Consider the following 19,667-nt stretch of genomic DNA (forward strand, 5'->3'; position numbering starts at 1 on the left):
CCCGCAGCGCCCCCCTTCCGCCGTGCTGCCCCCCTCCGGGCGCGCGTCCGCTACTCCCCGGCCACGACCAGTTCCCGCTCCTTCTCGCCCTCCTGCGCCGCCGGCGGCTTGCCGGGCAGGAACAGCGCCACCACCAGCGCGCCGAGCAGTGCGACACCGGTCCCGCACAGCGCGGTGATGTGCATGGCGTGCAGGAACGCGTCGTCGGCCGCGCCGGCCAGCGCCCTGCCCTGCGGGCCGAGCTTCGCGGCGACACCCAGGGTGGCCTCGATGGAGTCCCCCGCGGCGTCCCGCAGGCCGGCCGGGACCGTCCCCAGCTTGCCCTCGATGCCGTCGTGGTACGCGGTGGACAGGACCGAGCCGAGTACGGCGATGCCGAGGGCGCCGCCGACCTGTCGGAAGGTGTTGCTCAGCGCGGAGGCGGAGCCGGCCTTCTCGCGCGGCAGTGCCTGCATGATGACGACGGAGGTCGGCGTCATGATGTGCGCCATGGCGGTACCCATCAGGAACATGTCCACCTCCAGGATCCAGATCGGCGTGTCCGCCTCGAAGAAGGCGAAGACGGCCAGGGTCACGGCGATCAGGACCAGGCCGGCCGCGGTGGTGACCCGGTTGCCGAACCGGTCGACGACGAGCCGGGCGCGCGGCGCGAAGACCATCTGGGCGACGGCCAGCGGCAGCATCAGCGCACCGGCCTCCAGCGGCGAGTAACCGCGCACGCTCTGGGTGTAGAAGACGCTGAAGAACGTGACGCCCATCAGCGCGAAGAAGACCAGCGCGATGGCGGCCATGGCGGCCGAGAAGGTCTTGCTCCTGAAGTAGGTCACGTCCAGGGACGGGTGGTCGCTGCGCTTCTCGTAGATGACGAAGCCGACGAGGACGGCAAGGCCGGCGACGATGGTGAGGAGCACCTTCGGGTCGGTGAAGTCGGCCAGTTCGCCGCCCTTGATGATGCCGTAGACGAGCAGGACCAGGCCGACCACGGAGAGCAGGACGCCGACCGGGTCGAGCCGGCCGGGGTTCGGGTCGCGCGAGTCGGGCACCAGCCAGATCATCAGCGCCACCGCGACGATCACGATCGGCACGTTGATGAGGAAGACGGAGCCCCACCAGAAGTGGTCGAGGAGCGCGCCGCCGGTGATCGGGCCGATGGCGATGCCGAGTCCGACGCCGCCCGCCCAGATGCCGATGGCCTTGGGCTGCTCCGCGCGTTCGAAGATGTTCATGAGCACGGCGAGGGTGGCGGGCATGACGAAGGCGGCGCCCAGCGCCATGAGCGCGCGGTAGGCGATGAGCTGACCCGGGGAGCCGGACTCGGCCGCCAGGGCGGAGCCGATACCGAACACGATGAGGCCGCCGAGCAGGACCTTCTTGCGGCCCAGCCGGTCGCCGACGAGACCCGAGGTGAACAGCAGCCCGGCGAAGACGAGCGTGTAGGAGTTGATCGCCCACTCGATCTCGCTCTGGGTGGCGCCAAGACCGGTGGGTGCGGGGGTGGAGATCGTCTTGACCGCGACGTTCAGGATCGAGTTGTCGAGCACCACGATCAGCAGGCTCAGTATGAGGACGCCGAGGATGACCCAGCGGCGTCTGTGCACCTCTTCGGGTATCCGGGAGGCGGGTACAGCGGGAGTTGTCATGGGAATGACCCTAGAACATTTCCGATACGGAACCGTCTCGTATCTTATTTCCTTTGCCCAGACCTTACACAGAGAGAAAGCGGCGGGTACCCAGAGGCGGCCGGCCGGACACACCCCACCGGCCACCGCCCAACACACCGACCGGCAACCGCCCGACGGACCACCGGCCACCCGCCACCGCCGAACGGCCCGCGGCGGCGCACCCGGAGACCACGGGTGCGAGGAGGGATGCGAAGGGGGATGCGAAGGGGATCACATCCGAACACGCCTGGATCACACGGAGGTCCCCTGGCCCTCCCTGGCACGAGGTGCCACCATGGAGGGGATCCGGAGACGCCGTGAGGGCGCTTCGAGACGACTGAAGGAGCCGTTGCAATGACGCAGCTTCCGGCTGCCCAGACCAGGTCCTCCGACGGCAGCAAAGCGCTGTACGGGGGCAAGGGCACCCGCCGCATCACCGTCCGCGACATCGGCCTCGCCAAGGAGCGGGGCGAGAAGTGGCCCATGCTCACGGCCTACGACGCCATGACCGCCTCCGTGTTCGACGAGGCCGGCATCCCGGTGATGCTGGTCGGCGACTCGGCGGGCAACTGCCACCTCGGGTACGAGACGACCGTACCCGTCACCCTCGACGAGATGACCATGCTGTCGGCCGCGGTCGTGCGTGGCACGCAGCGCGCCCTGATCGTGGGCGACCTGCCCTTCGGGTCCTACCAGGAGGGGCCGGTGCAGGCGCTGCGCTCGGCGACCCGGCTGGTGAAGGAGGCCGGGGTCGGCGCCGTGAAGCTGGAGGGCGGCGAGCGCTCGCACGACCAGATCGAGTTGCTGGTGCAGTCCGGCATCCCGGTCATGGCGCACATCGGCCTCACCCCGCAGTCCGTGCACTCCATGGGCTACCGAGTGCAGGGGCGCGGCGAGGAGGCGGCCCAGCAACTGCTGCGCGACGCGAAGGCCGTGCAGGACGCGGGCGCGTTCGCGGTGGTGCTCGAACTGGTCCCGGCGGAACTGGCGGCCGAGGTGACCCGGGTGCTGCACATCCCGACCGTCGGCATCGGCGCGGGTCCCGAGACGGACGCGCAGGTCCTGGTGTGGACGGACATGATGGGGCTGACCGGCGGACGGGTCCCGAAGTTCGTGAAGCAGTACGCCGATCTGCGTGCGGTCATGGGCGACGCGGCCAAGTCCTTCGCCGAGGAGGTCGTCGGCGGAACGTTCCCGCAGGACGAGCACTCCGTCCACTAGGCGCTCCGCCGGGAGGGGCGCGACGAGCACGAGCCGTCGTTCGTCCGCTACGCCGCCGGAGGGCGCGCCGCACCGCAGTTACCACAGTGGAAACACCCAGGACGGCCCGCTGATCGTCCCCCGTCGGCGGGCCGTCCGCCATTGTCGGCCGGTGTTCCTCGGCTGTCGGTGTCCTGTAGGCCGTTTGTCGGTGCGGGCTGGCACCGTTCATGCCATGACGCGAATCGACAACGAGCCCAACGGCCGCGGCGACGCCGTGACCGTGCGGGGGCTGGTCAAGCACTACGGCGAGACCAAAGCGCTGGACGGCGTGGACCTGGACGTGCGCGAGGGCACCGTGATGGGTGTGCTCGGCCCGAACGGCGCCGGCAAGACCACCCTCGTACGCATCCTGTCCACCCTGCTCGCTCCCGACGCCGGCCGGGCGACCGTCGCCGGGTACGACGTCGTCCGGCAGCCCCGGCAACTGCGCCGGGTGATCGGACTCACCGGGCAGTACGCCTCGGTGGACGAGAAGCTTCCGGGCTGGGAGAACCTGTACATGATCGGGCGGCTGCTCGACCTGCCGCGCAAGGAGGCCCGCACCCGCGCCGACGAACTGCTGGAGCGGTTCTCGCTGACGGACGCCGCCAAGCGGCCCGCGGCCACCTACTCCGGTGGCATGCGGCGCCGGCTCGACCTGGCCGCCTCGATGATCGGGCGGCCCGAGGTGCTCTACCTGGACGAGCCGACGACCGGCCTCGACCCGCGGACCCGCAACGAGGTGTGGGACGAGGTCAAGGCCATGGTCGGGGAAGGGGTCACCGTCCTGCTGACCACCCAGTACATGGAGGAGGCCGAACAGCTCGCCTCCGAACTGACCGTGGTGGACCGCGGGAAGGTCATCGCGAACGGCCGCATCGAGGAGCTGAAGGCGAAGGTCGGCGGGCGCACGCTGCGGGTACGGCCGGCCGATCCGCTGGAGCTGCGCCCGCTCGCCGGGATGCTGGACGAACTGGGCATCACCGGCCTCGCAGCGACGACCGTGGACACCGACGCCGGCACCCTGCTGGTGCCCATCCTCAGCGACGAGCAGCTGACCGCCGTGGTCGGCGCGGTCACCGCGCGCGGCATCACCATCTCCTCGATCACCACCGAACTGCCCAGCCTGGACGAGGTGTTCCTGTCGCTCACCGGCCACCGCGCCAGTGCCCCGCAGGACCCCGCGCCCGCCGACACCCGCCAAGAGGTCGCCGTATGACAACCGCCACCGCCACCGCCGCCGCTTCCGCGCCCGACGCCCGGATCCCGCTGCGCGGCCATCTGCGCCACACCGGGGCGCTGATCCGCCGCAATCTGCTGTGGATCCGGCAGGACCCGGAGTCGATGTTCGACGCGCTGCTGATGCCGATCGTCTTCACCCTGCTGTTCGTGTACGTCTTCGGCGGCTCGATCGGACAGGCCCTGGGCGGCGGTCAGGAGGGGTACGTGCAGTACGTCATCCCCGGCATGATCGCGATGATGAGCATGACGCTGTCCCAGGGTGTCGGCACCGGCTTCAGCCAGGACTTCAACTCCGGCGTCATGGACCGCTTCCGGTCGCTGCCCATCGGGCGCGGCTCGGTGCTGTTCGCGAAGATCTCGGTGGAGCTGGCGCGGATGCTGTTCGCGACCGCCGTGCTGATGATCGTGTCCGTGCTGGTCGGTTTCCACATCCACCACTGGGGCGGGCTGTTCGCCGCGGTGGGCCTGTCCGCGGCCTTCGCCTCGTCGATCATGTGGGTGTTCCTCACCCTGGGCGTGGTCCTGAAGAACGCGCAGTCCGTGCAGGCGATGGGCTTCCTGGTGCTGTTCCCGCTTCAGTTCGGCTCGTCGATCTTCGCGCCGACCCAGTCGATGCCGGGCTGGCTCCAGGCGTTCACCGACTACAACCCGCTGTCCACGCTGGCGGACGCGGCCCGCGGGCTGATGGTGGGCGGCCCGGTCGCCCACGACCTGTGGATCACGCTGGCCTGGTCGGCGGCGATCACCGTGGTGATGGCGCCCGTCGCGATCCACAAGTTCCGCACCAAGAGCTGACGCGGTCCCGGCCTCCGCCGTGTTCATGGCCAGGTCCGCGTCAGACCAGGGCGGCGGCCTCCTCCAGGGAGAGCCCGCCGCCCTCCGCGTACGCGGCCCGGTAGGCCGCGTCGCCGAGCGCGTCGCGGGTCCGTTCCACGGCTCGGGCGTGCACCTCGCGCTCCAGCTGCGACCGGACGTGGCCGGGCGGCAGCAGCCCGTCGGCGGCGCCGATGCAGCGGGCGGCGTCGCGGGCGCGACGGCCGCCGTCCGAGCCGGTGAGGGCGGTCGCCGCGGTGATCAGGTACGCGGACCGCATGGACGGGGCGATGGCCTCGGCCAGCGGGTCCCGCGCCTGTTCGAGCGCCTGCCGGATCTTGTCCAGGGACTCCTCGTGACGGCCGTCGGCCGCGTCCAGCCAAGCCTCCTGGCCCAGGATGAAGGAGTCGAAGACGATGAAGTGCGCGATCTTGAACTCCTCGCGCAGCAGCCGCAGCTGCTCGCGTGCCTCGGCGATCCGGCCGGTCACGCCGAGCCGTCCCGCGAGGAACAGCCGGGCGGCGGGCATCGCCTCGTTGCCCGAGCCGTCCTTCCGGGCGATCACGTCGTGCAGCAGGCGCTCCCCGGCCTCGGTCTCGCCCGCCTCCACCAGCGCACTGCCGAGCCGTGCGTCCAGCACCGCCACGTGGTGGCGGGCGCCGAGCCGGGCGGCGTGCTCGGACGCCGCCTCGTAGTCGGCCGCCGCCAGCCGGTACTCGCCCTTGCGCTCATGGGCCTCGCCGCGTGCGGAGAGGGCCTCGGCGGTGCCCCACAGGTCGCCGAGCCGGCGGTAGATCTCCAGCGACTCGTCGGCGTCCCGGGCGGCGTCGCCCGCCCAGGCGCTGCGGTTGGCGAGCAGGTTGGCCCGCATCTGGAGACTGGCGGCCAGCTCCCATTCGTACCCGGGGGTCGAGCGGCAGGTGTCGACGGTGGCGTCGATGACCGTACGCACCCGGTCCATGTCGCCGGAGAGCATGACGGCGAAGAACCAGAGGGAGCCGGGGCTGCGGCAGGTCTGCGGCAGCCCCGGCTCGTAGCTCGCGGCGATGGTGCGCAGCTTGGCCTGTGCCTGCGGGGTCTGCCAGGAGTCCAGCTCGGCGTCCATGCTCGCGAGACGGACCAGGTGCACACCGCGTCTGGCCTCGATGAGGACCTCTCCGGTCCACGGGGGCGGGGTGTCGGTGCAGCGCTCCCACACCGGGGCGGCCGGGGTGACGGGCTCGGTGAACGGGTCGGGGCCGAGCGACTGGACCTCGCGGGACCAGTTGCCGGACTCGATGCGCAGGTCGCGCATCTGCCAGTACCAGGCCAGCGACAGGACCAGGCAGAGCGCCTCCTGTTCGTCCCGCTCGGTGACCGCGTGCCGCAGCGCCGTGCGCAGGTTCTCGTACTCGCGCTCCAGCCGTTCGATGGCGGCGAGCTGGCCGGCGCCGCGCAGCAGCGGGTCGGTGGTGCGGGCCAGTTCGCGGTAGTACGTCAGGTGCGCGCGCGAGACCCCGGCCCGCCGGCCCGCCTCGTCGAGCCGTTCGCCCGCGTACTCGGCGACGGTCTCCAGGAGCCGGTAGCGCATCTCCCCCGTCCCCACGGGCTCCGCCACCACCAGCGACTTGTCGACGAGCGAGCCCAGCGCCTGAAGCGCGACGGGACCGCAGACGACCTCGGCCGCGGCGAGGTCGCAGCCGCCCGCGAAGACCGACAGCCCGCGCAGCACGTTCCGTTCGTCCTCGTCGAGCAGTTCCCAGGACCAGTCGACGACGGCCCGCAGGGTCTGCTGGCGGGGCAGTACCGTGCGGCTGCCGGAGGTGAGCAGCCGGAAGCGGTCGTCGAGCCGGTCGGCGATCTGACGTGGTGTCAGCATCCGTAGCCGGGCGGCCGCCAGCTCGATGGCGAGGGGCAGTCCGTCGAGGCGCAGGCAGATCTCGGCGCAGGCGGCGGGGTCCTCGTCGATGCGGAAACCGGGTCTCGCCGTGGCGCCCCGGTCGGCGAGCAGTCGCAGCGCGACCGGCTCCGGCAGCGGATCCACCGGCCGCAGCAACTCCCCGGGTACGCCGAGGGGTTCGCGGCTGGTGGCCAGCACCGTCAGCTCCGGGCAGCGCTCCAGCAGCTGCTCGACCAGCCGGGCCGCCGCGTCCACGACGTGCTCGCAGTTGTCGAGGACGATCAGCATCCGGCGACTGCCGCAGTGTTCGGCCAGGCGCTCGACGGGGTCGTCGTGCCGGTCGGCACCGGCCCGCATGGCCTCGGCGCCGGCGCCGTACAGCACGGTCTCGCGGGCCCCGAGGGCGGTGAGCACGGCCTCGGGTACGGCGGCCGGGTCGTCGACGGGCGCCAGTTCGGCCAGCCACACCCCGTCCCGGGCCGCGTGCCGCACGGTCTCGGCGGCCTCCTGGGACAGCCGGGTCTTGCCCGCGCCGCCGGGCCCGAGGAGGGTGACGAGCCGCGCCGATCCGAGGTCGCCGCGGATCGCCTCGATGTCGCCTTCCCGGCCGACGAAGGAGGTGAGCCGGGCGCGCAGGTTGCCGGGCGGCGGGGGCGCGGCGGGGCCGACGGCGGCCGGGGCGTGGGCACCGGCGGCGGTGCCGGGGTCGCCCGGTGCCAGGGTGGAGCGGCCGTGACCGGACGGGGTGCCGGCACCCGCCGCCCCGGGACCGGCCGGGGTGCCGTCGCTGAACGCGCTTGCACGGGGGGCTCCCCGCTCCCCGTCGGCCCGGTGCTCCCCCGGATCCTGCGGACGCAGCAACTCCGCGTGCAGCGCCCGCAGTTCGCTTCCCGGGTCGGTGCCGAGCCGGTCCGCGAGCAGGTGCCGTATCTCCTCGTAGGCGGCCAGCGCCTCGGCCGTACGGCCCGCGTCGCGCAGGGCGCGCAGCCGCAGCGCCTGCAAGGGCTCGTCCAGGGGGTGGCCGTCGCACAGGGCGGTCAGCTCGGGCAGCGTCTGTTCGGCGTGGCCGAGCGCGAGGGCGGCGGTGTGCCGGGCGCGCAGCGCGTCCAGCCGCCGGGCGTCGAGCCGGGCCGCCTCGGCGGTGCGGTCGGGCAGGTCGGCGAGGGCCGGCCCCTGCCACAGGGCGAGCGCGTCGTCGAGGACGCCGGCCGCCTTCGCGGGGTCGCCGTCGGCCAGCGCGCGCAGGCCGTCGCCGGTCAGCCGCTCGAAACGGTGCAGGTCGATGTCGTCGGGCGCGGCGGCGAGCCGGTAGCCGCCGTCCGCCGAGGCCACCGCGTCGGCGCCCAGCGCGCGGCGCAGCCGGCCGACGAGCGCCTGGAGCGCGCCCGTCGCGTCGGCGGGCGGTTGTCCGTCCCACACCTCGTCGACCAGCACACGGACGGGCACCGTACGGCCGGGTCGCAGCGCCAGTACGGCCAGCAGGGCACGCAAACGGGCCCCGCCGACCGGGACGGGGGTTCCGTCGGGGCGGAGCGCCTGGGTGGTGCCTAGGATGCGGTAGCGCACGGGGTCCATTGTCCCTGGTGACGCAGGAACACCGCCTCCGGGTTTCAGGCGGGTGCCGAGGCGGGCCCCAGAAGGCGCGGGGACGCGGGTCTCACACGCGCATGAACTGCGAGGAGTCGAGGGTGAGCGTCCGCTCCGCCACGGGGATGTCGATCTCCTTGCCGAACGGGCCGGACCGGCTGCACTGGTAGGCGCCGTTCTCCGGCTGGGTCAGCAGGGTCCAGGAGGCGGCGAGGACGTCGACGATGAGGTAGGCCGGGATGCCGCGCAGGGCGTAGTGCTCCGGCTCGGTGCTGTAGTCGCGGTTCTTGCTCTCGGGTGAGACGACCTCTGCGACGAAAGGCAGCAACCCTTCGTGGAACTCGCTGCTGCGGGGGTTCCACTGGTCTTCCGGCAACGCGGAAATGTCCGGTTCGGGCATGTATCCCTCGCGGGCTGGTAGAACCCTGAACTCACCGATGGGCTGCCACCCCGGCATCCGCGCGTCGATCTGGCCGAAGATACGCATCTGCGTCGTGAGGTGCGCCTGCGTGACAGGTACCACGGTGAGTCCGTTCCGGGTCAGACGGAGGCGCACACTCCTGGGCACCCGCAGGGTCTCAAGGACGCCCGCCACCCAGTCCTCGGCGATGGTCATGGCACCTCCTTGGTCGAGTCGATTCCAGAAGACTGGCTACCAGGAACCGGAGCCCGGCCGCAGGACGTTCCCCCCACATCACCGGTACGGTCGACCCCGCGCCCCATCCGACACGTCCCCACCAGGAGCCCGCCCCATGACCACCGCCACCGTCCGCCACAGCGACCGGCGGATCAGCCCGGTCTTCCTCGGGCTGCTGGCCGTCACCGCGGTCACCGGCTGGGCCACCTGGACGGGCTTCGCCGAGCAGCCGGGCATCGCCGTGTTCCTGTTCGTGACCGCGGCCTGGATCGTCTCCCTGTGCCTGCACGAGTACGCGCACGCGCGCACCGCGCTGCACAGCGGCGACATCACGGTGGGTGCCAAGGGCTATCTGACGCTCAACCCGCTGAAGTACACGCACGCGTTGCTGAGCATCGTGCTGCCGGTGCTCTTCCTGATCATGGGCGGGATCGGGCTGCCGGGCGGCGCGGTGTTCATCGAGCGCGGCCGGATCCGGGGCCGCTGGCGGCACAGCCTGATCTCGGCGGCGGGCCCGCTGACGAACGTGCTGTTCGCCGCGGTGTGCACGGCGCCGTTCTGGCTGCACGCCCTGGACGGGGTCCCCCGGGACTTCCGGTACGCGCTGGCGTTCCTGGCCCTGCTCCAGGTCACCGCCGCGATCTTGAACTTCCTGCCGGTGCCGGGCCTGGACGGGTACGGCGTGGTCGAGCCGTGGCTGCCGTACGGCGTCAAGCGCCAGGTGGAGCCGTTCGCTGCGTTCGGGCTGCTGTTCGTGTTCGCGCTGCTGTGGATCCCGTCGGTCAACAACGCGTTCTTCGACCTGATCGACACGATCCTGCGCGGCCTCGGGATCGACCCCTTCGACCAGTACTGCGGTCACGAGCTGTACCGCTTCTGGCTCGGCGCCAACCCGTACTGCTCGGTCAGCCCGTGACGGACGGCCCGCGCCCGGTCCTGGCGCGCTTCACGTAGTACCAGCACATGTTGCTGGACAGCCCCGCCAGCAGCACCCAGACGACGCCCAGCCAGCTGCCCCGGACGAACGAGACGACGGCGGCGGCGACCGCGAGGACGCAGACGGCCAGGGCGTAGCCGGCCAGTCGCCGGGTCGGGCCGGGTGGGAGCAAGGGGGGCATGGACGGACTCCTGTCGGGGGGCACTGCTGGACGGCCACCAGTGTCCCCCATGGTCCGGTGCGGCTCACACGTCCGGTCCGGTGCGGCTCACACGTCGGTGAGGCGGAGCCCCGCGTGCGCCTTGTACCGGCGGTTGACCGAGATCAGGTTGGCGACCAGCGACTCCACCTGGTGGGCGTTGCGCAGCCGCCCGGCGAAGATCCCGCGCATGCCCGGGATCCGCCCGGCCAGCGCCTGCACGGTCTCCACATCGGCCCGCTCCTCGCCGAGGACCATCACGTCGGTGTCGATCTCGGCGATCTCCGGGTCCTGGAGCAGCACCGCGGAGAGGTGGTGGAAGGCGGCGGCGACCCGGGAGTCCGGCAGCAGGGCGGCGGCCTGCTCGGCGGCGCTGCCCTCCTCCGGCCGGAGCGCGTAGGCGCCCTTCTTGTCGAAGCCGAGCGGGTTGACGCAGTCCACGACGAGCTTGCCGGCCAGGTCCGCGCGCAGCGCCTCAAGCGTCTTGCCGTGGCCGTCCCAGGGCACGGCGACGATCACCACGTCGCTGCGGCGGGCGGTCTCGGCGTTGTCGAAGCCCTCGACGCCGTGGCCCAGTTCCTCGGCGGCGGCCCGAGCGCGCTCGGCGGCCCGGGAACCGATGATCACCTTCTGGCCGGCCCGGGCGAGCCGGTAGGCGAGGCCCTTGCCCTGCGGTCCGGTGCCGCCGAGCACGCCGACGACGAGCCCGGAGACGTCGGGCAGGTCCCAGGGGTCCTTGGCAGGGGTCCCGGTGGGCTGCTGTGCGCTGTCCGTAGAGGTCATGCGGCGACTCTACGTCCGCGGCCACCCGCCCACCCGGTCAGGTGAGTGCCGTCACGCCCACCCGGCGAAATGTGATGGTTTCGTAGGCGCTGCGGTCGCCGGTCTCGTAAAGGAGTCCGACGGTGTCCGGGTCGACCCGGGCCAGGTCCGAGTAGGCGGCGGGCAGTCCGTCGACCGTGTGCGCCGTGCGCCAGGTGGTGCCGCCGTCGGTGGAGGCGCGCAGGGTCATCAGGGCGCGGGCGCCGGGGGCGGCGGGGCCGGAGCAGAGGAGCAGGTCGGGGTCGCGCAGTTGGAGGACGGCGGCCTGGCAGACCGGCCCGGTCAGACCGGCCTGCGGGCGGAACGGCTTGATCAGGGTGCGGCCGCCGTCGGCGGAGTGGGCGTCGGCGCGGGTGCCGGGCGAGCGGGACTGGGTGCGGGTGTTGAAGTAGACCCGTCCGTCGGGGAGTTCGGCGGCGGTCGTCTCGTTGGCGTTGACGTAGCCGTCGGTGTCATCGTCGACGTAGCCGAGGTACCAGCTCGCCCCGTCGTCGTCGCTGAGCAGGCAGTGCCCGCCGTAGTAGTGGGGTTCCGTGCCGTTGTCGTCGCCGGTGGGCGGCAGGGAGTGGTTGGCGGGGACGACGATCCGGCCGGTGCTCAGCCGCAGGGCGTGGCCGGGGGTGGTCGCGTACCAGCGCCAGTCCGGGCGTTTCACCGACGCGGTGATCTCCCGGGGCTCCGACCAGGTCGTGCCCTCGTCGTCGCTGTGCCGCACCCAGACCCGGCGGCCGTCCGCGTCCTCGACGGTGCCGCGCCGTACGGCGTCCTCGGTGGCGAGGGCGGCGGCGCGGACGTGCACGAGCAGGATCCGGCCGGTGCCGAGGACGACCGGGGCGGGGTTGCCGGCGAGGTCCGTGCCGCCCGGCGCGGCGATCCGCAGCGGCCCCCAGGTACGGCCGCCGTCGGTGGAGCGCTTCAGCACGATGTCGACCCGGCCGTGGTCCGCGGCGGAGTCGACCCGGCCCTCGCAGAAGGCCAGTACGGCGCCGGAGCCGGTGACGACGACGGCCGGGATCCGGTAGCTGGCGTAGCCCTCCTCGCCCGCGCGGAAGGGGACACTGACGTCGGTCATGGGCCGGCTCCTCATCGGTATCGGGGCTCGGCACCCTCCCCGGGTCGGGCGAATTCGGGGTGAACGCCGCGTCACGAGTGACCTTTTGCGGCAGGATGCGGGGGCATGGACGCGGTACGGGTGGCGTTGTTGCGTGAAGTGCTCGCCGGGACCGAGTGGTTGGGGGCCACGCGGCGGTTCGCGGGGGTGCTGCGCGGGTCGGCGGTGGCGCACGGCGGCGGTCTGCTGCTGGTGGGCACGCCGGAGTACGAGCCGTGGCACCTGGCGGCGCACCTGGTGGACGAGGCGGCCTGGTCGGGCACGCCCGAACTGGCCCCGACGCTGGTTCGGCACGCCGCGCGCCCCACGGACCCGGCGCATCTGGCCGTCGGACCGGGGCGGATCGCGGCGGCGCGGCGGGGCGAGACGCTGCTCGTCGTGGCGCCCGGCGAGCACGCGCCGCTGCTGGACCGGGTGCACGACGCGCGGCGGGCCGGGGTGACGGTGCTGGCCCTCGGCTCCGGTGGGGGCGAACTGGCCGCGATGGCCCACGAGACGCTGGCGGTGCCGGAGGGCGGCGAACTGGACCTGGACACCGTGCAGCACCTGGTGAGCGCGGCGGCCGGCGAGAACGCGGTGCCGTCCCCGCGGGGGCGCCGGACGTTCCGCGACCGGCTGTCGCGGCTGGCGGAGAACCTGACGGCCCCGCCGCCGGCGTCCTGGTGACGGGACCGTCGGTCCCCGGCCGGACCGGTACCGGGGCCTTGGCCCTCCGGCGGTGGGGAGAGCGGGAAAAACGGTTGCCGTGCCCGGGACGGGCGGCCGATCATGGCACCTCGTGACTCGTGCCCTCCTCCCGGATCTCGCCCCCTGGCGCGCCTCCGTCGACTTCCGCAGGCTCTGGGTGTCGGGGCTGGTCAGCAACTTCGGCAGCTTCCTCACCTTCGTCGCGCTGCCGGTGCAGGTGAAGGAGCTGACCGGGTCCGCCGCCGCGGTGGGCGCGATCGGCGCCGTGGAGCTGGTACCGCTGGTGGTCTTCGGGCTGTACGGCGGGGCGCTCGCGGACGCGCTGGACAAGCGGAAGCTGATCCTGTGGACGGAGGCCGGACAGGGCCTGCTGAGCGCGGTGCTGCTGCTGAACGCCCTGCTGCCGAGCCCACCGGTGTGGCCGCTGTACGTGGTGGCCGCCCTCACCTCAGCCGTCGGCGCGGTCCAGCGGCCCGCGCTGGACTCGCTGTGGCCGCGGATCGTGGCGCACGAGCAGTTGCCGGCCGCGGCGGCGCTCAACTCGCTGCGCTGGACGGTGGGCGGGGTGGCGGGCCCGGCGCTCGCCGGGGTCGTGGTGGCCTACGCGGGGCTCGGCTGGGCGTACGCCGTCGACGCGCTGACCTTCGCGGTCTCGCTTCTGTTCGTGGTGCGCATAGCCCCTTCCCCCGCGGCCCGCGAGGCGGTGCGGCCCTCGCTCGCCGCGATCCTCGAAGGCGCCCGGTACGCCTGGGGCCGCAAGGAACTCCTCGGTACGTACGTCGTCGACCTCGCGGCGATGTTCCTCGCGATGCCGCTGGCCGTGCTGCCGTTCCTCGCGGACGAACTGCACGCCGAGTGGTCCCTCGGACTGATGTATGCCGCTTTGCCGGCCGGTTCCCTGCTGGTGAGCCTGACCAGTGGCTGGACCTCGCGGATCCACCGGCACGGGCTGCTGGTGGCGGGCGCGGCGGCGCTGTGGGGACTGTCCGTGGCCGCCGCCGGGATCTGCGGCAACGTCTGGCTGGTCCTGCTGTTCCTGACCCTGGGCGGCGGCTTCGACATGGTCAGCGGGATCTTCCGGGCGGCCATCTGGAACCAGACGATCCCGGACGAGCTGCGCGGGCGGCTCGCCGGGATCGAGCTGTTGTCGTACTCGGTGGGGCCGCAGCTCGGCCAGGTCCGGTCGGGTGGCTTCGCCGCCTGGTGGGGCGTGCGGGCCTCGGTCTGGTCCGGCGGGGCGCTGTGCGCGGGCGCGGTGGGGCTGCTGGTGCTGTGCCTGCCGGGGCTGATGACGTACGACGCGCGGACGAACGAGCACGCGGTGCGGCTGCGCGCTCAGCGCGCGAGCGCGCCCGGCGGCGAGCCGGAGCCGACCCGCACGGGCTGAGCCGGGCGAGCCGGTGCGGGACGGGCGAGCCGGGCCGCCACGGGCCGGTCAGTCGTCGTCGGCGGACCGGCCCGCCGCATCGTGCCAGCGCGGGTCGGTCTCCCACTCCAGGTTGCGCTCGCGGGCGGTCGCCATGGCGTGCTCGGCCTCCGTACGGGTCGCGTACGGCCCGAAGCGGTCCTTGGCCGGGCACTCCGGGCCCTCTTCGACCTTCTTGTGTTCGAGGCAGTAGTACCACTCGCCCGGCTTTCCGACCGTGCGCTTCTTGAACAGGGCCATGACCGGCTCCTTTCGCCAGGGACATGGTCCCCCATGCCCGCTGGTTAGACTCGCTGGCATGTCTGGCCAGTCGCTGCTCGTACCAGGGGAGCTGTCTCCCACCCGTTCGGTACCCGGAAACATCCGCCGGCCCGCGTACGTCGGCAAGCCCGCGCCGACGCCGTACACCGGGCCGGAGGTGCAGACCCCCGAGACCGTCGAGGCGATGCGGGTCGCGGGGCGGATCGCCGCTCGGGCGATGGCGGAGGCCGCGAAGCTCATCGCGCCCGGGGTGACCACGGACGAGCTGGACGCGGTGGCGCACGCGTACATGTGCGACCACGGCGCCTACCCGTCCACGCTCGGTTACCGCGGCTTCCCCAAGTCGCTGTGCACCAGCGTCAACGAGGTGATCTGCCACGGCATCCCGGACTCGACGGTGCTGCGCGACGGGGACATCGTCAACCTGGACGTGACGGCGTACATCGGCGGGGTGCACGGCGACAACAACGCGACGTACCTGGTCGGCGATGTCGACGAGGAGTCGCGGCTGCTGGTGGAGCGGACCCGGGAGGCACTCGACCGGGCGATCAGGGCGGTCCGGCCGGGGCGGCAGATCAATGTCATCGGCCGGGTCATCGAGTCGTACGCGCGGCGCTTCGGTTACGGCGTGGTCCGTGACTTCACCGGCCACGGCATCAACTCGTCCTTCCACTCCGGGCTGATCATCCCGCACTACGACAGCCCGCAGGCGACGACGGTCATGCGGCCGGGGATGACGTTCACCATCGAGCCGATGCTGACGCTGGGCACGCACGAGTACGACATGTGGGACGACGGCTGGACGGTGGTCACGAAGGACCGCAGGCGGACCGCGCAGTTCGAGCACACGCTGGTGGTGACGGACACCGGGGCGGAGATCCTGACCCTGCCGTGAGCGCCGCCCGCGGCGGCCGGGCCCGCTCTTCCCGGACTGGGGAGGGCGGGCTTTCTCTTGTAGCGTTTTACCGACACGATGTCGGCAAAACGCGTGACTTAGGTAAGGCTTACCTCAGAGAGTGGGTGCATGGGCATGGAGTCCTTCTCGGCACTCATCCGCACCGCGTCCCACGAGCAGCACCGGGCGGCGGAGACGTCGACGTTCCTGGGCGACCTGCTCGGCGGCGGCCTCGGCGTGGCCGCCTTCGCGCGGTACACGGAGCAGCTGTGGTTCCTGTACGAGGCGCTGGAGGCCGGTGCCGGACGGCTGGCGTCGGATCCGCTGGCCGGCCCCTTCGTCCGGCCGGAGCTGTTCCGGCTGGCCTCGCTGGAGCGGGACCTGGAGCACCTGCGCGGCCCCGAGTGGCGGTCGACGCTGACCGCGCTGCCGGCGACGCGGGCGTACGCGGACCGGGTGCGGGAGTGCGCGGCGCGCTGGCCCGGCGGGTATGTCGCCCACCACTACACCCGCTACCTCGGCGACCTCTCCGGCGGGCAGATCATCCGGGACAGGGCAGAGCGGACCTGGGGCTTCGCGAAGAGGGGCGACGGGGTCCGGTTCTATGTGTTCGAGCGGATCCCCAACCCCGCGGCGTTCAAACGGGGTTACCGGGAGACGCTGGACGCGCTGGCCGTGGACGACCTGGAGCGGCAGCGGATCGTGGCCGAGTGCAAGGCGGCGTTCGCCCTGAACACCGCGGTGTTCGGCGCCCTGGGCGAGGAGTTCCCGCTGAGCGCCTGACCTCCGCCGCGGCGGAGTGCCGGCCGGCCGTCAGCGTTCCAGCAGCACCCGTCCGCCGATCTCCACCCACCCGTGGGGCTGCGGCGCGGTCAGGATCTGGGAGCCCGCGCCCTGGGAGATGTTGAGCGCGCGGCCCAGCCGGTCGGTGAGGAGCAGCGCCGCCGTGCCGGTCGCCTCGTCCTCGTCGTCGCCCCAGGCGCGGGCGCGGACGCGGCCGGCCGCCTCGTCGGTCCAGGCCCAGGCGTAGGTCCTCGCCGAAGGCGCCTCGGGTGCCCGCACCCCGGACGGCGGGACCGGCAGCGCGTCGACCTCGGCCGCCGTGGCGTACCGGCGCAGCGTGTGCGGCGGCGCCCACTCCGCCCGCGCCTCGATCCAGCTGAACTCGCCGTCGAGCCGGACCCCCACCACCCCGGCGGGCGTGACCAGTTCGGGCACGTCCAGCAGCCAGGCCGCACCGACGCACGGGTGACCGGCGAAGGGCAGGCGCAGGGTGGGCGCGTAGAGGTCGACCGCTCCGCGCTCGGGGTCGTCCACGAACACGGTCGCGCCGAAGCCGAGTTCCGCGGCCAGCGCCTGCCGGTCGGCGCGGCCGGGCAGGACCGAGCCGTCGCGGACGACGCCGACCTCCTGGCCGTAACCGCCGTTCGGCCCGCAGAAGACGCGGAGTACGTCGTACTCAGTCCCGGGGGAAGCCAGGGAAGCAACGGGGGAAGTCACGGGGGAATTGAAGCATCGCGGGCGGGCGGGTCCGTCCCGGTCGCGGGCGCCGACCGCCACGGATCCGCTCCGGTCGCGGACGCCCACGGACCCGGCCCCGCGTCACCCCGCCCCCTCCCCTCCCCCCTCCCACCCTTGACCTATCCTTTGCCATTCCTTGGGATCCACGTTGAGCCGGTGAGATCAAGCCGTGTCTGTGATTTTTCCGTGAGAGCCGAATCACCACCCGACCGGGTAGAAGTGAGGTAAGGCTCAGGTAAGTTAGGTCAGCCTCACCACACCGCTTCCCGCTTGGAGCCCGCATGCGTGCCGTCCGACTCACCGTCACCGCTGCCACAGCCGTGGCCGCCCTGACCGCCCTCACGGCCTGCACCGCAAAAAGCGACGCGAAGGACGGCGACGCGATCCAGGTGACCGCCGCCGACTCCACCTGCGACACCTCGGCCAAGTCGGTTCCGGCCGGGCAGGTCACCCTGAAGATCGAGAACAAGGGCTCCAAGGCCACCGAGGTCGAGATCCTCTTCCCGGACGACCGGATCGTCTCCGAGAAGGAGAACATCGGCCCGGGCACCAAGTACACGCTGACCGCGGAGGTGAAGGCGGGCTCGTACGAGATCGCCTGCCGGCCCGGCATGAAGGGCCACGGCGTCCGGCAGAAGCTCACCGTGACCGGCGCCGGCGCGAGTGCCGAGCGGGACCCCGCGCTGGACAAGGCCGTCGCGGAATACCGCCAGTACGCCCAGGACCAGGCCGACGAGACACTGCCGCGGGTCAAGACCTTCACTCAGGCGGTCAAGGCCGGCGACCTCGCGGCCGCCAAGAACGCCTACGCCCTCTCCCGCCTGGGCTGGGAGCGCACCGAGCCGGTCGCCGAGTCCTTCGGCACCATCGACCCCAAGGTCGACGTCCGCGAGGACGGGCTTGAGGAGGGCCAGAAGTGGACCGGCTGGCACCGGCTGGAGAAGGCCCTCTGGCAGGACAAGAAGATCGGCGCCGAGGAGAAGGCCCTCGCCGACCAGCTGGTGACCGACCTGACGGCCTGGCAGAAGCGGGTCGGCACCGCCGAGATCACCCCGACCTCCATGGCCAACGGCGCCAAGGAACTCCTCGACGAGGTCGCCACCGGCAAGGTCACCGGCGAGGAGGACCGCTACGCGCACACCGACCTCGTCGACTTCAAGGGCAACGTGGAGGGCGCGCAGAAGGCGTACGAGCTGCTCAAGCCGGTCGCCTCAAAGAACGACCCGGCGCTGACCGGGGAGCTGGACAAGCAGTTCGCGGCGCTCGACACGCTGCTCGACAAGTACCGCGCGGACAAGACCTCGTACGACTTCGTCTCCTACGACAAGGTCACCGAGGAGCAGCGCAAGGAGCTGTCGGACGCGGTGAACGCGCTCGCCGAGCCGCTGTCCAAGCTCGCCGCCGCGGTCGTGAAGTAGGGGTGCGGGCATGACCGAGACCGGGCGGGCCGACGGCCCCGCACACTCCGAGGGCCGGCCGGACGGCGGCCCCACGCACTCCGAGGGCCGGCCGGGCGGCAGCCCCTCGCGGCGCGCGCTGATCGGCTGGGGCGGTGCCGGGCTCGCGCTCGGCGCCGCCGTGGCCGGCGGCGCGGTCGCGGCGGCCCGTACCGGCGAGGACCCGGATCCCGCCGCCGGCGCGGGCACCGCGGAAGGCTTCCACGGCGCCCACCAGGCGGGCATCGCCACGCCGGTGCAGGACCGGCTGCACTTCGCCGCGTTCGACGTGAAGACCGACGACCGGGCCGCGTTGGTCCAGCTCCTCAAGGACTGGACGGCAGCCGCCCGCCGGATGACCGAGGGCAAGGCGATCGGCGAGGGCGCGTACGGCGGGCCGGCCGAGGCGCCGCCGGACGACACCGGTGAGGCGCTGGGCCTGAAGCCGTCCCGGCTGACGCTCACCGTCGGCTTCGGGCCGTCCTTCTTCGAACGGTTCGGGCTGGCCGGCCGGCGGCCCGCGGCCCTCGTCGACCTGCCGAAGTTCCCCGGCGACAACCTCGACGCGGCCCGCACCGGCGGCGACCTGTGCGTCCAGGCGTGCGCCGACGATCCGCAGGTCGCCGTGCACGCCATCCGCAACCTGGCCCGCATCGGCTTCGGCAAGGTCGCCGTGCGCTGGTCCCAGCTCGGTTTCGGCAAGACGTCGTCGACGACTCCGGGCGCCCAGACCCCGCGCAACCTCTTCGGGTTCAAGGACGGCACCCGCAACATCGCGGGCACCGAGACGGACCGGCTGGACCGGTTCGTCTGGGTCGGGGACGGCGACGGGCCGGCGTGGATGACCGGCGGGTCGTACCTCGTCGCCCGGCGCATCCGCATGAACATCGAGGTCTGGGACCGTACGGCCTTGCAGGAACAGGAGGACGTCTTCGGCCGGGACAAGGGCGAGGGCGCCCCGGTCGGCAAGCCGAAGGAGCACGACGAGCCGTTCCTGAAGGCGATGAAGCCCACCGCGCACGTCCGGCTGGCCCACCCCGACTCCAACGACGGGATCACCGTCCTGCGCCGGGGCTACTCCTTCACGGACGGCACGGACGGGCTCGGCCGCCTGGACGCGGGCCTGTTCTTCCTCGCGTACCAGCGCGATCCCCGTACGGGGTTCATTCCGCTCCAGCGCCGGCTGGCGGCGTCGGACGCACTCAACGAGTACATCCAGCACGTGGGTTCGGCCGTGTTCGCGATCCCGCCCGGCGTCCGGGACGCGGACGACTGGTGGGGCCGGACGCTGCTGACCGAGGAGGCGTAGCC

18 protein-coding genes are annotated in these 19,667 nt (G+C 72.6%); 10 read left to right on the forward strand and 8 right to left on the reverse strand.

Features of this window, described 5'->3' with window-relative positions:
• Positions 1–50: 50 nt before the first annotated feature.
• Positions 51–1,640: an MFS transporter gene (locus tag ACFY2B_RS34705; RefSeq protein ID WP_390767039.1), complete on the reverse strand. Its 1,590-nt coding sequence runs from the start codon at positions 1,638–1,640 to the stop codon at positions 51–53.
• 375 nt (positions 1,641–2,015) lie between these two features.
• Between ACFY2B_RS34705 and panB the strand changes: the two genes are divergently transcribed.
• From panB to ACFY2B_RS34720, 3 genes are all read left to right on the forward strand, one after another.
• Positions 2,016–2,882, forward strand: a complete 867-nt coding sequence (panB, locus tag ACFY2B_RS34710; RefSeq protein ID WP_390767040.1) for a 3-methyl-2-oxobutanoate hydroxymethyltransferase — start codon at positions 2,016–2,018, stop codon at positions 2,880–2,882.
• Between the two features lie 214 nt (positions 2,883–3,096).
• Positions 3,097–4,122 carry an ATP-binding cassette domain-containing protein gene (locus tag ACFY2B_RS34715; protein WP_390767041.1) on the forward strand — a complete coding sequence of 342 codons (1,026 nt, stop codon included), beginning with the start codon at positions 3,097–3,099 and terminating at the stop codon, positions 4,120–4,122.
• Entirely contained in the window at positions 4,119–4,940 is an 822-nt protein-coding gene (locus tag ACFY2B_RS34720; protein ID WP_390767042.1) for an ABC transporter permease, read from the forward strand. The genes ACFY2B_RS34715 and ACFY2B_RS34720 overlap by 4 nt, the downstream gene beginning before the upstream one ends.
• Before the next feature lie 40 nt (positions 4,941–4,980).
• Here the strand turns inward: ACFY2B_RS34720 and ACFY2B_RS34725 are convergent, their stop codons facing one another.
• Positions 4,981–8,412, reverse strand: a complete 3,432-nt coding sequence (locus ACFY2B_RS34725; protein WP_390767043.1) for a BTAD domain-containing putative transcriptional regulator — start codon at positions 8,410–8,412, stop codon at positions 4,981–4,983.
• 82 nt (positions 8,413–8,494) lie between these two features.
• Complete coding sequence (locus ACFY2B_RS34730) at positions 8,495–9,040, reverse strand: Uma2 family endonuclease (RefSeq protein WP_390767044.1); 546 nt, start codon at positions 9,038–9,040, stop codon at positions 8,495–8,497.
• A 136-nt stretch (positions 9,041–9,176) separates the two neighbouring features.
• On the opposite strand from ACFY2B_RS34730, the gene ACFY2B_RS34735 reads away from it, so the two are divergent.
• Complete coding sequence (locus tag ACFY2B_RS34735; RefSeq protein WP_390767045.1) at positions 9,177–9,977, forward strand: site-2 protease family protein; 801 nt, start codon at positions 9,177–9,179, stop codon at positions 9,975–9,977.
• Here ACFY2B_RS34735 and ACFY2B_RS34740 read toward each other — a convergent pair.
• The 3 genes from ACFY2B_RS34740 to ACFY2B_RS34750 all read right to left on the reverse strand — a co-directional run bounded on the left by ACFY2B_RS34740 (position 9,967) and on the right by ACFY2B_RS34750 (position 12,091).
• Positions 9,967–10,179 (reverse strand): hypothetical protein, encoded by a 213-nt coding sequence (locus tag ACFY2B_RS34740; RefSeq protein ID WP_390767046.1) that lies wholly within the window; start codon positions 10,177–10,179, stop codon positions 9,967–9,969. The two genes, ACFY2B_RS34735 and ACFY2B_RS34740, sit on opposite strands and share 11 nt — an antisense overlap.
• A gap of 87 nt (positions 10,180–10,266) precedes the next feature.
• Positions 10,267–10,980 (reverse strand): NADPH-dependent F420 reductase, encoded by a 714-nt coding sequence (gene npdG / locus ACFY2B_RS34745; RefSeq protein WP_390767047.1) that lies wholly within the window; start codon positions 10,978–10,980, stop codon positions 10,267–10,269.
• A gap of 37 nt (positions 10,981–11,017) precedes the next feature.
• Positions 11,018–12,091: an exo-alpha-sialidase gene (locus tag ACFY2B_RS34750; RefSeq protein WP_390767048.1), complete on the reverse strand. Its 1,074-nt coding sequence runs from the start codon at positions 12,089–12,091 to the stop codon at positions 11,018–11,020.
• A gap of 105 nt (positions 12,092–12,196) precedes the next feature.
• Between ACFY2B_RS34750 and ACFY2B_RS34755 the strand changes: the two genes are divergently transcribed.
• A complete protein-coding gene (locus ACFY2B_RS34755) occupies positions 12,197–12,796 on the forward strand; it encodes a hypothetical protein (RefSeq protein WP_390767049.1) in 600 nt (199 codons plus the stop codon).
• A gap of 112 nt (positions 12,797–12,908) precedes the next feature.
• A complete protein-coding gene (locus tag ACFY2B_RS34760; protein WP_390767050.1) occupies positions 12,909–14,204 on the forward strand; it encodes an MFS transporter in 1,296 nt (431 codons plus the stop codon).
• 48 nt (positions 14,205–14,252) lie between these two features.
• Here ACFY2B_RS34760 and ACFY2B_RS34765 read toward each other — a convergent pair whose 3' ends face one another.
• Entirely contained in the window at positions 14,253–14,483 is a 231-nt protein-coding gene (locus ACFY2B_RS34765; RefSeq protein WP_389009807.1) for a hypothetical protein, read from the reverse strand.
• Positions 14,484–14,541: 58 nt separating this feature from the next.
• Between ACFY2B_RS34765 and map the strand changes: the two genes are divergently transcribed.
• Positions 14,542–15,399, forward strand: a complete 858-nt coding sequence (map, locus tag ACFY2B_RS34770) for a type I methionyl aminopeptidase (RefSeq protein ID WP_390767051.1) — start codon at positions 14,542–14,544, stop codon at positions 15,397–15,399.
• Positions 15,400–15,534: 135 nt separating this feature from the next.
• Entirely contained in the window at positions 15,535–16,182 is a 648-nt protein-coding gene (locus tag ACFY2B_RS34775) for a heme oxygenase (biliverdin-producing) (RefSeq protein ID WP_390767067.1), read from the forward strand.
• Between the two features lie 30 nt (positions 16,183–16,212).
• Here ACFY2B_RS34775 and ACFY2B_RS34780 read toward each other — a convergent pair whose 3' ends face one another.
• The gene (locus tag ACFY2B_RS34780) at positions 16,213–16,899 is read right to left on the reverse strand and encodes a PhzF family phenazine biosynthesis protein (RefSeq protein ID WP_390767052.1); all 687 of its coding nucleotides are present in this window, start codon (positions 16,897–16,899) and stop codon (positions 16,213–16,215) included.
• A gap of 302 nt (positions 16,900–17,201) precedes the next feature.
• Between ACFY2B_RS34780 and efeO the strand changes: the two genes are divergently transcribed.
• Together efeO and efeB are read left to right on the forward strand one after the other, a co-directional pair.
• Complete coding sequence (efeO, locus tag ACFY2B_RS34785) at positions 17,202–18,338, forward strand: iron uptake system protein EfeO (protein WP_390767053.1); 1,137 nt, start codon at positions 17,202–17,204, stop codon at positions 18,336–18,338.
• A 10-nt stretch (positions 18,339–18,348) separates the two neighbouring features.
• Entirely contained in the window at positions 18,349–19,665 is a 1,317-nt protein-coding gene (gene efeB / locus ACFY2B_RS34790) for an iron uptake transporter deferrochelatase/peroxidase subunit (protein WP_390767054.1), read from the forward strand.
• Positions 19,666–19,667 lie beyond the last annotated feature (2 nt).

It is taken from the genome of Streptomyces sp. NPDC001270 (assembly GCF_042896695.1).
Taxonomy (GTDB): Bacteria; Actinomycetota; Actinomycetes; order Streptomycetales; family Streptomycetaceae; genus Streptomyces.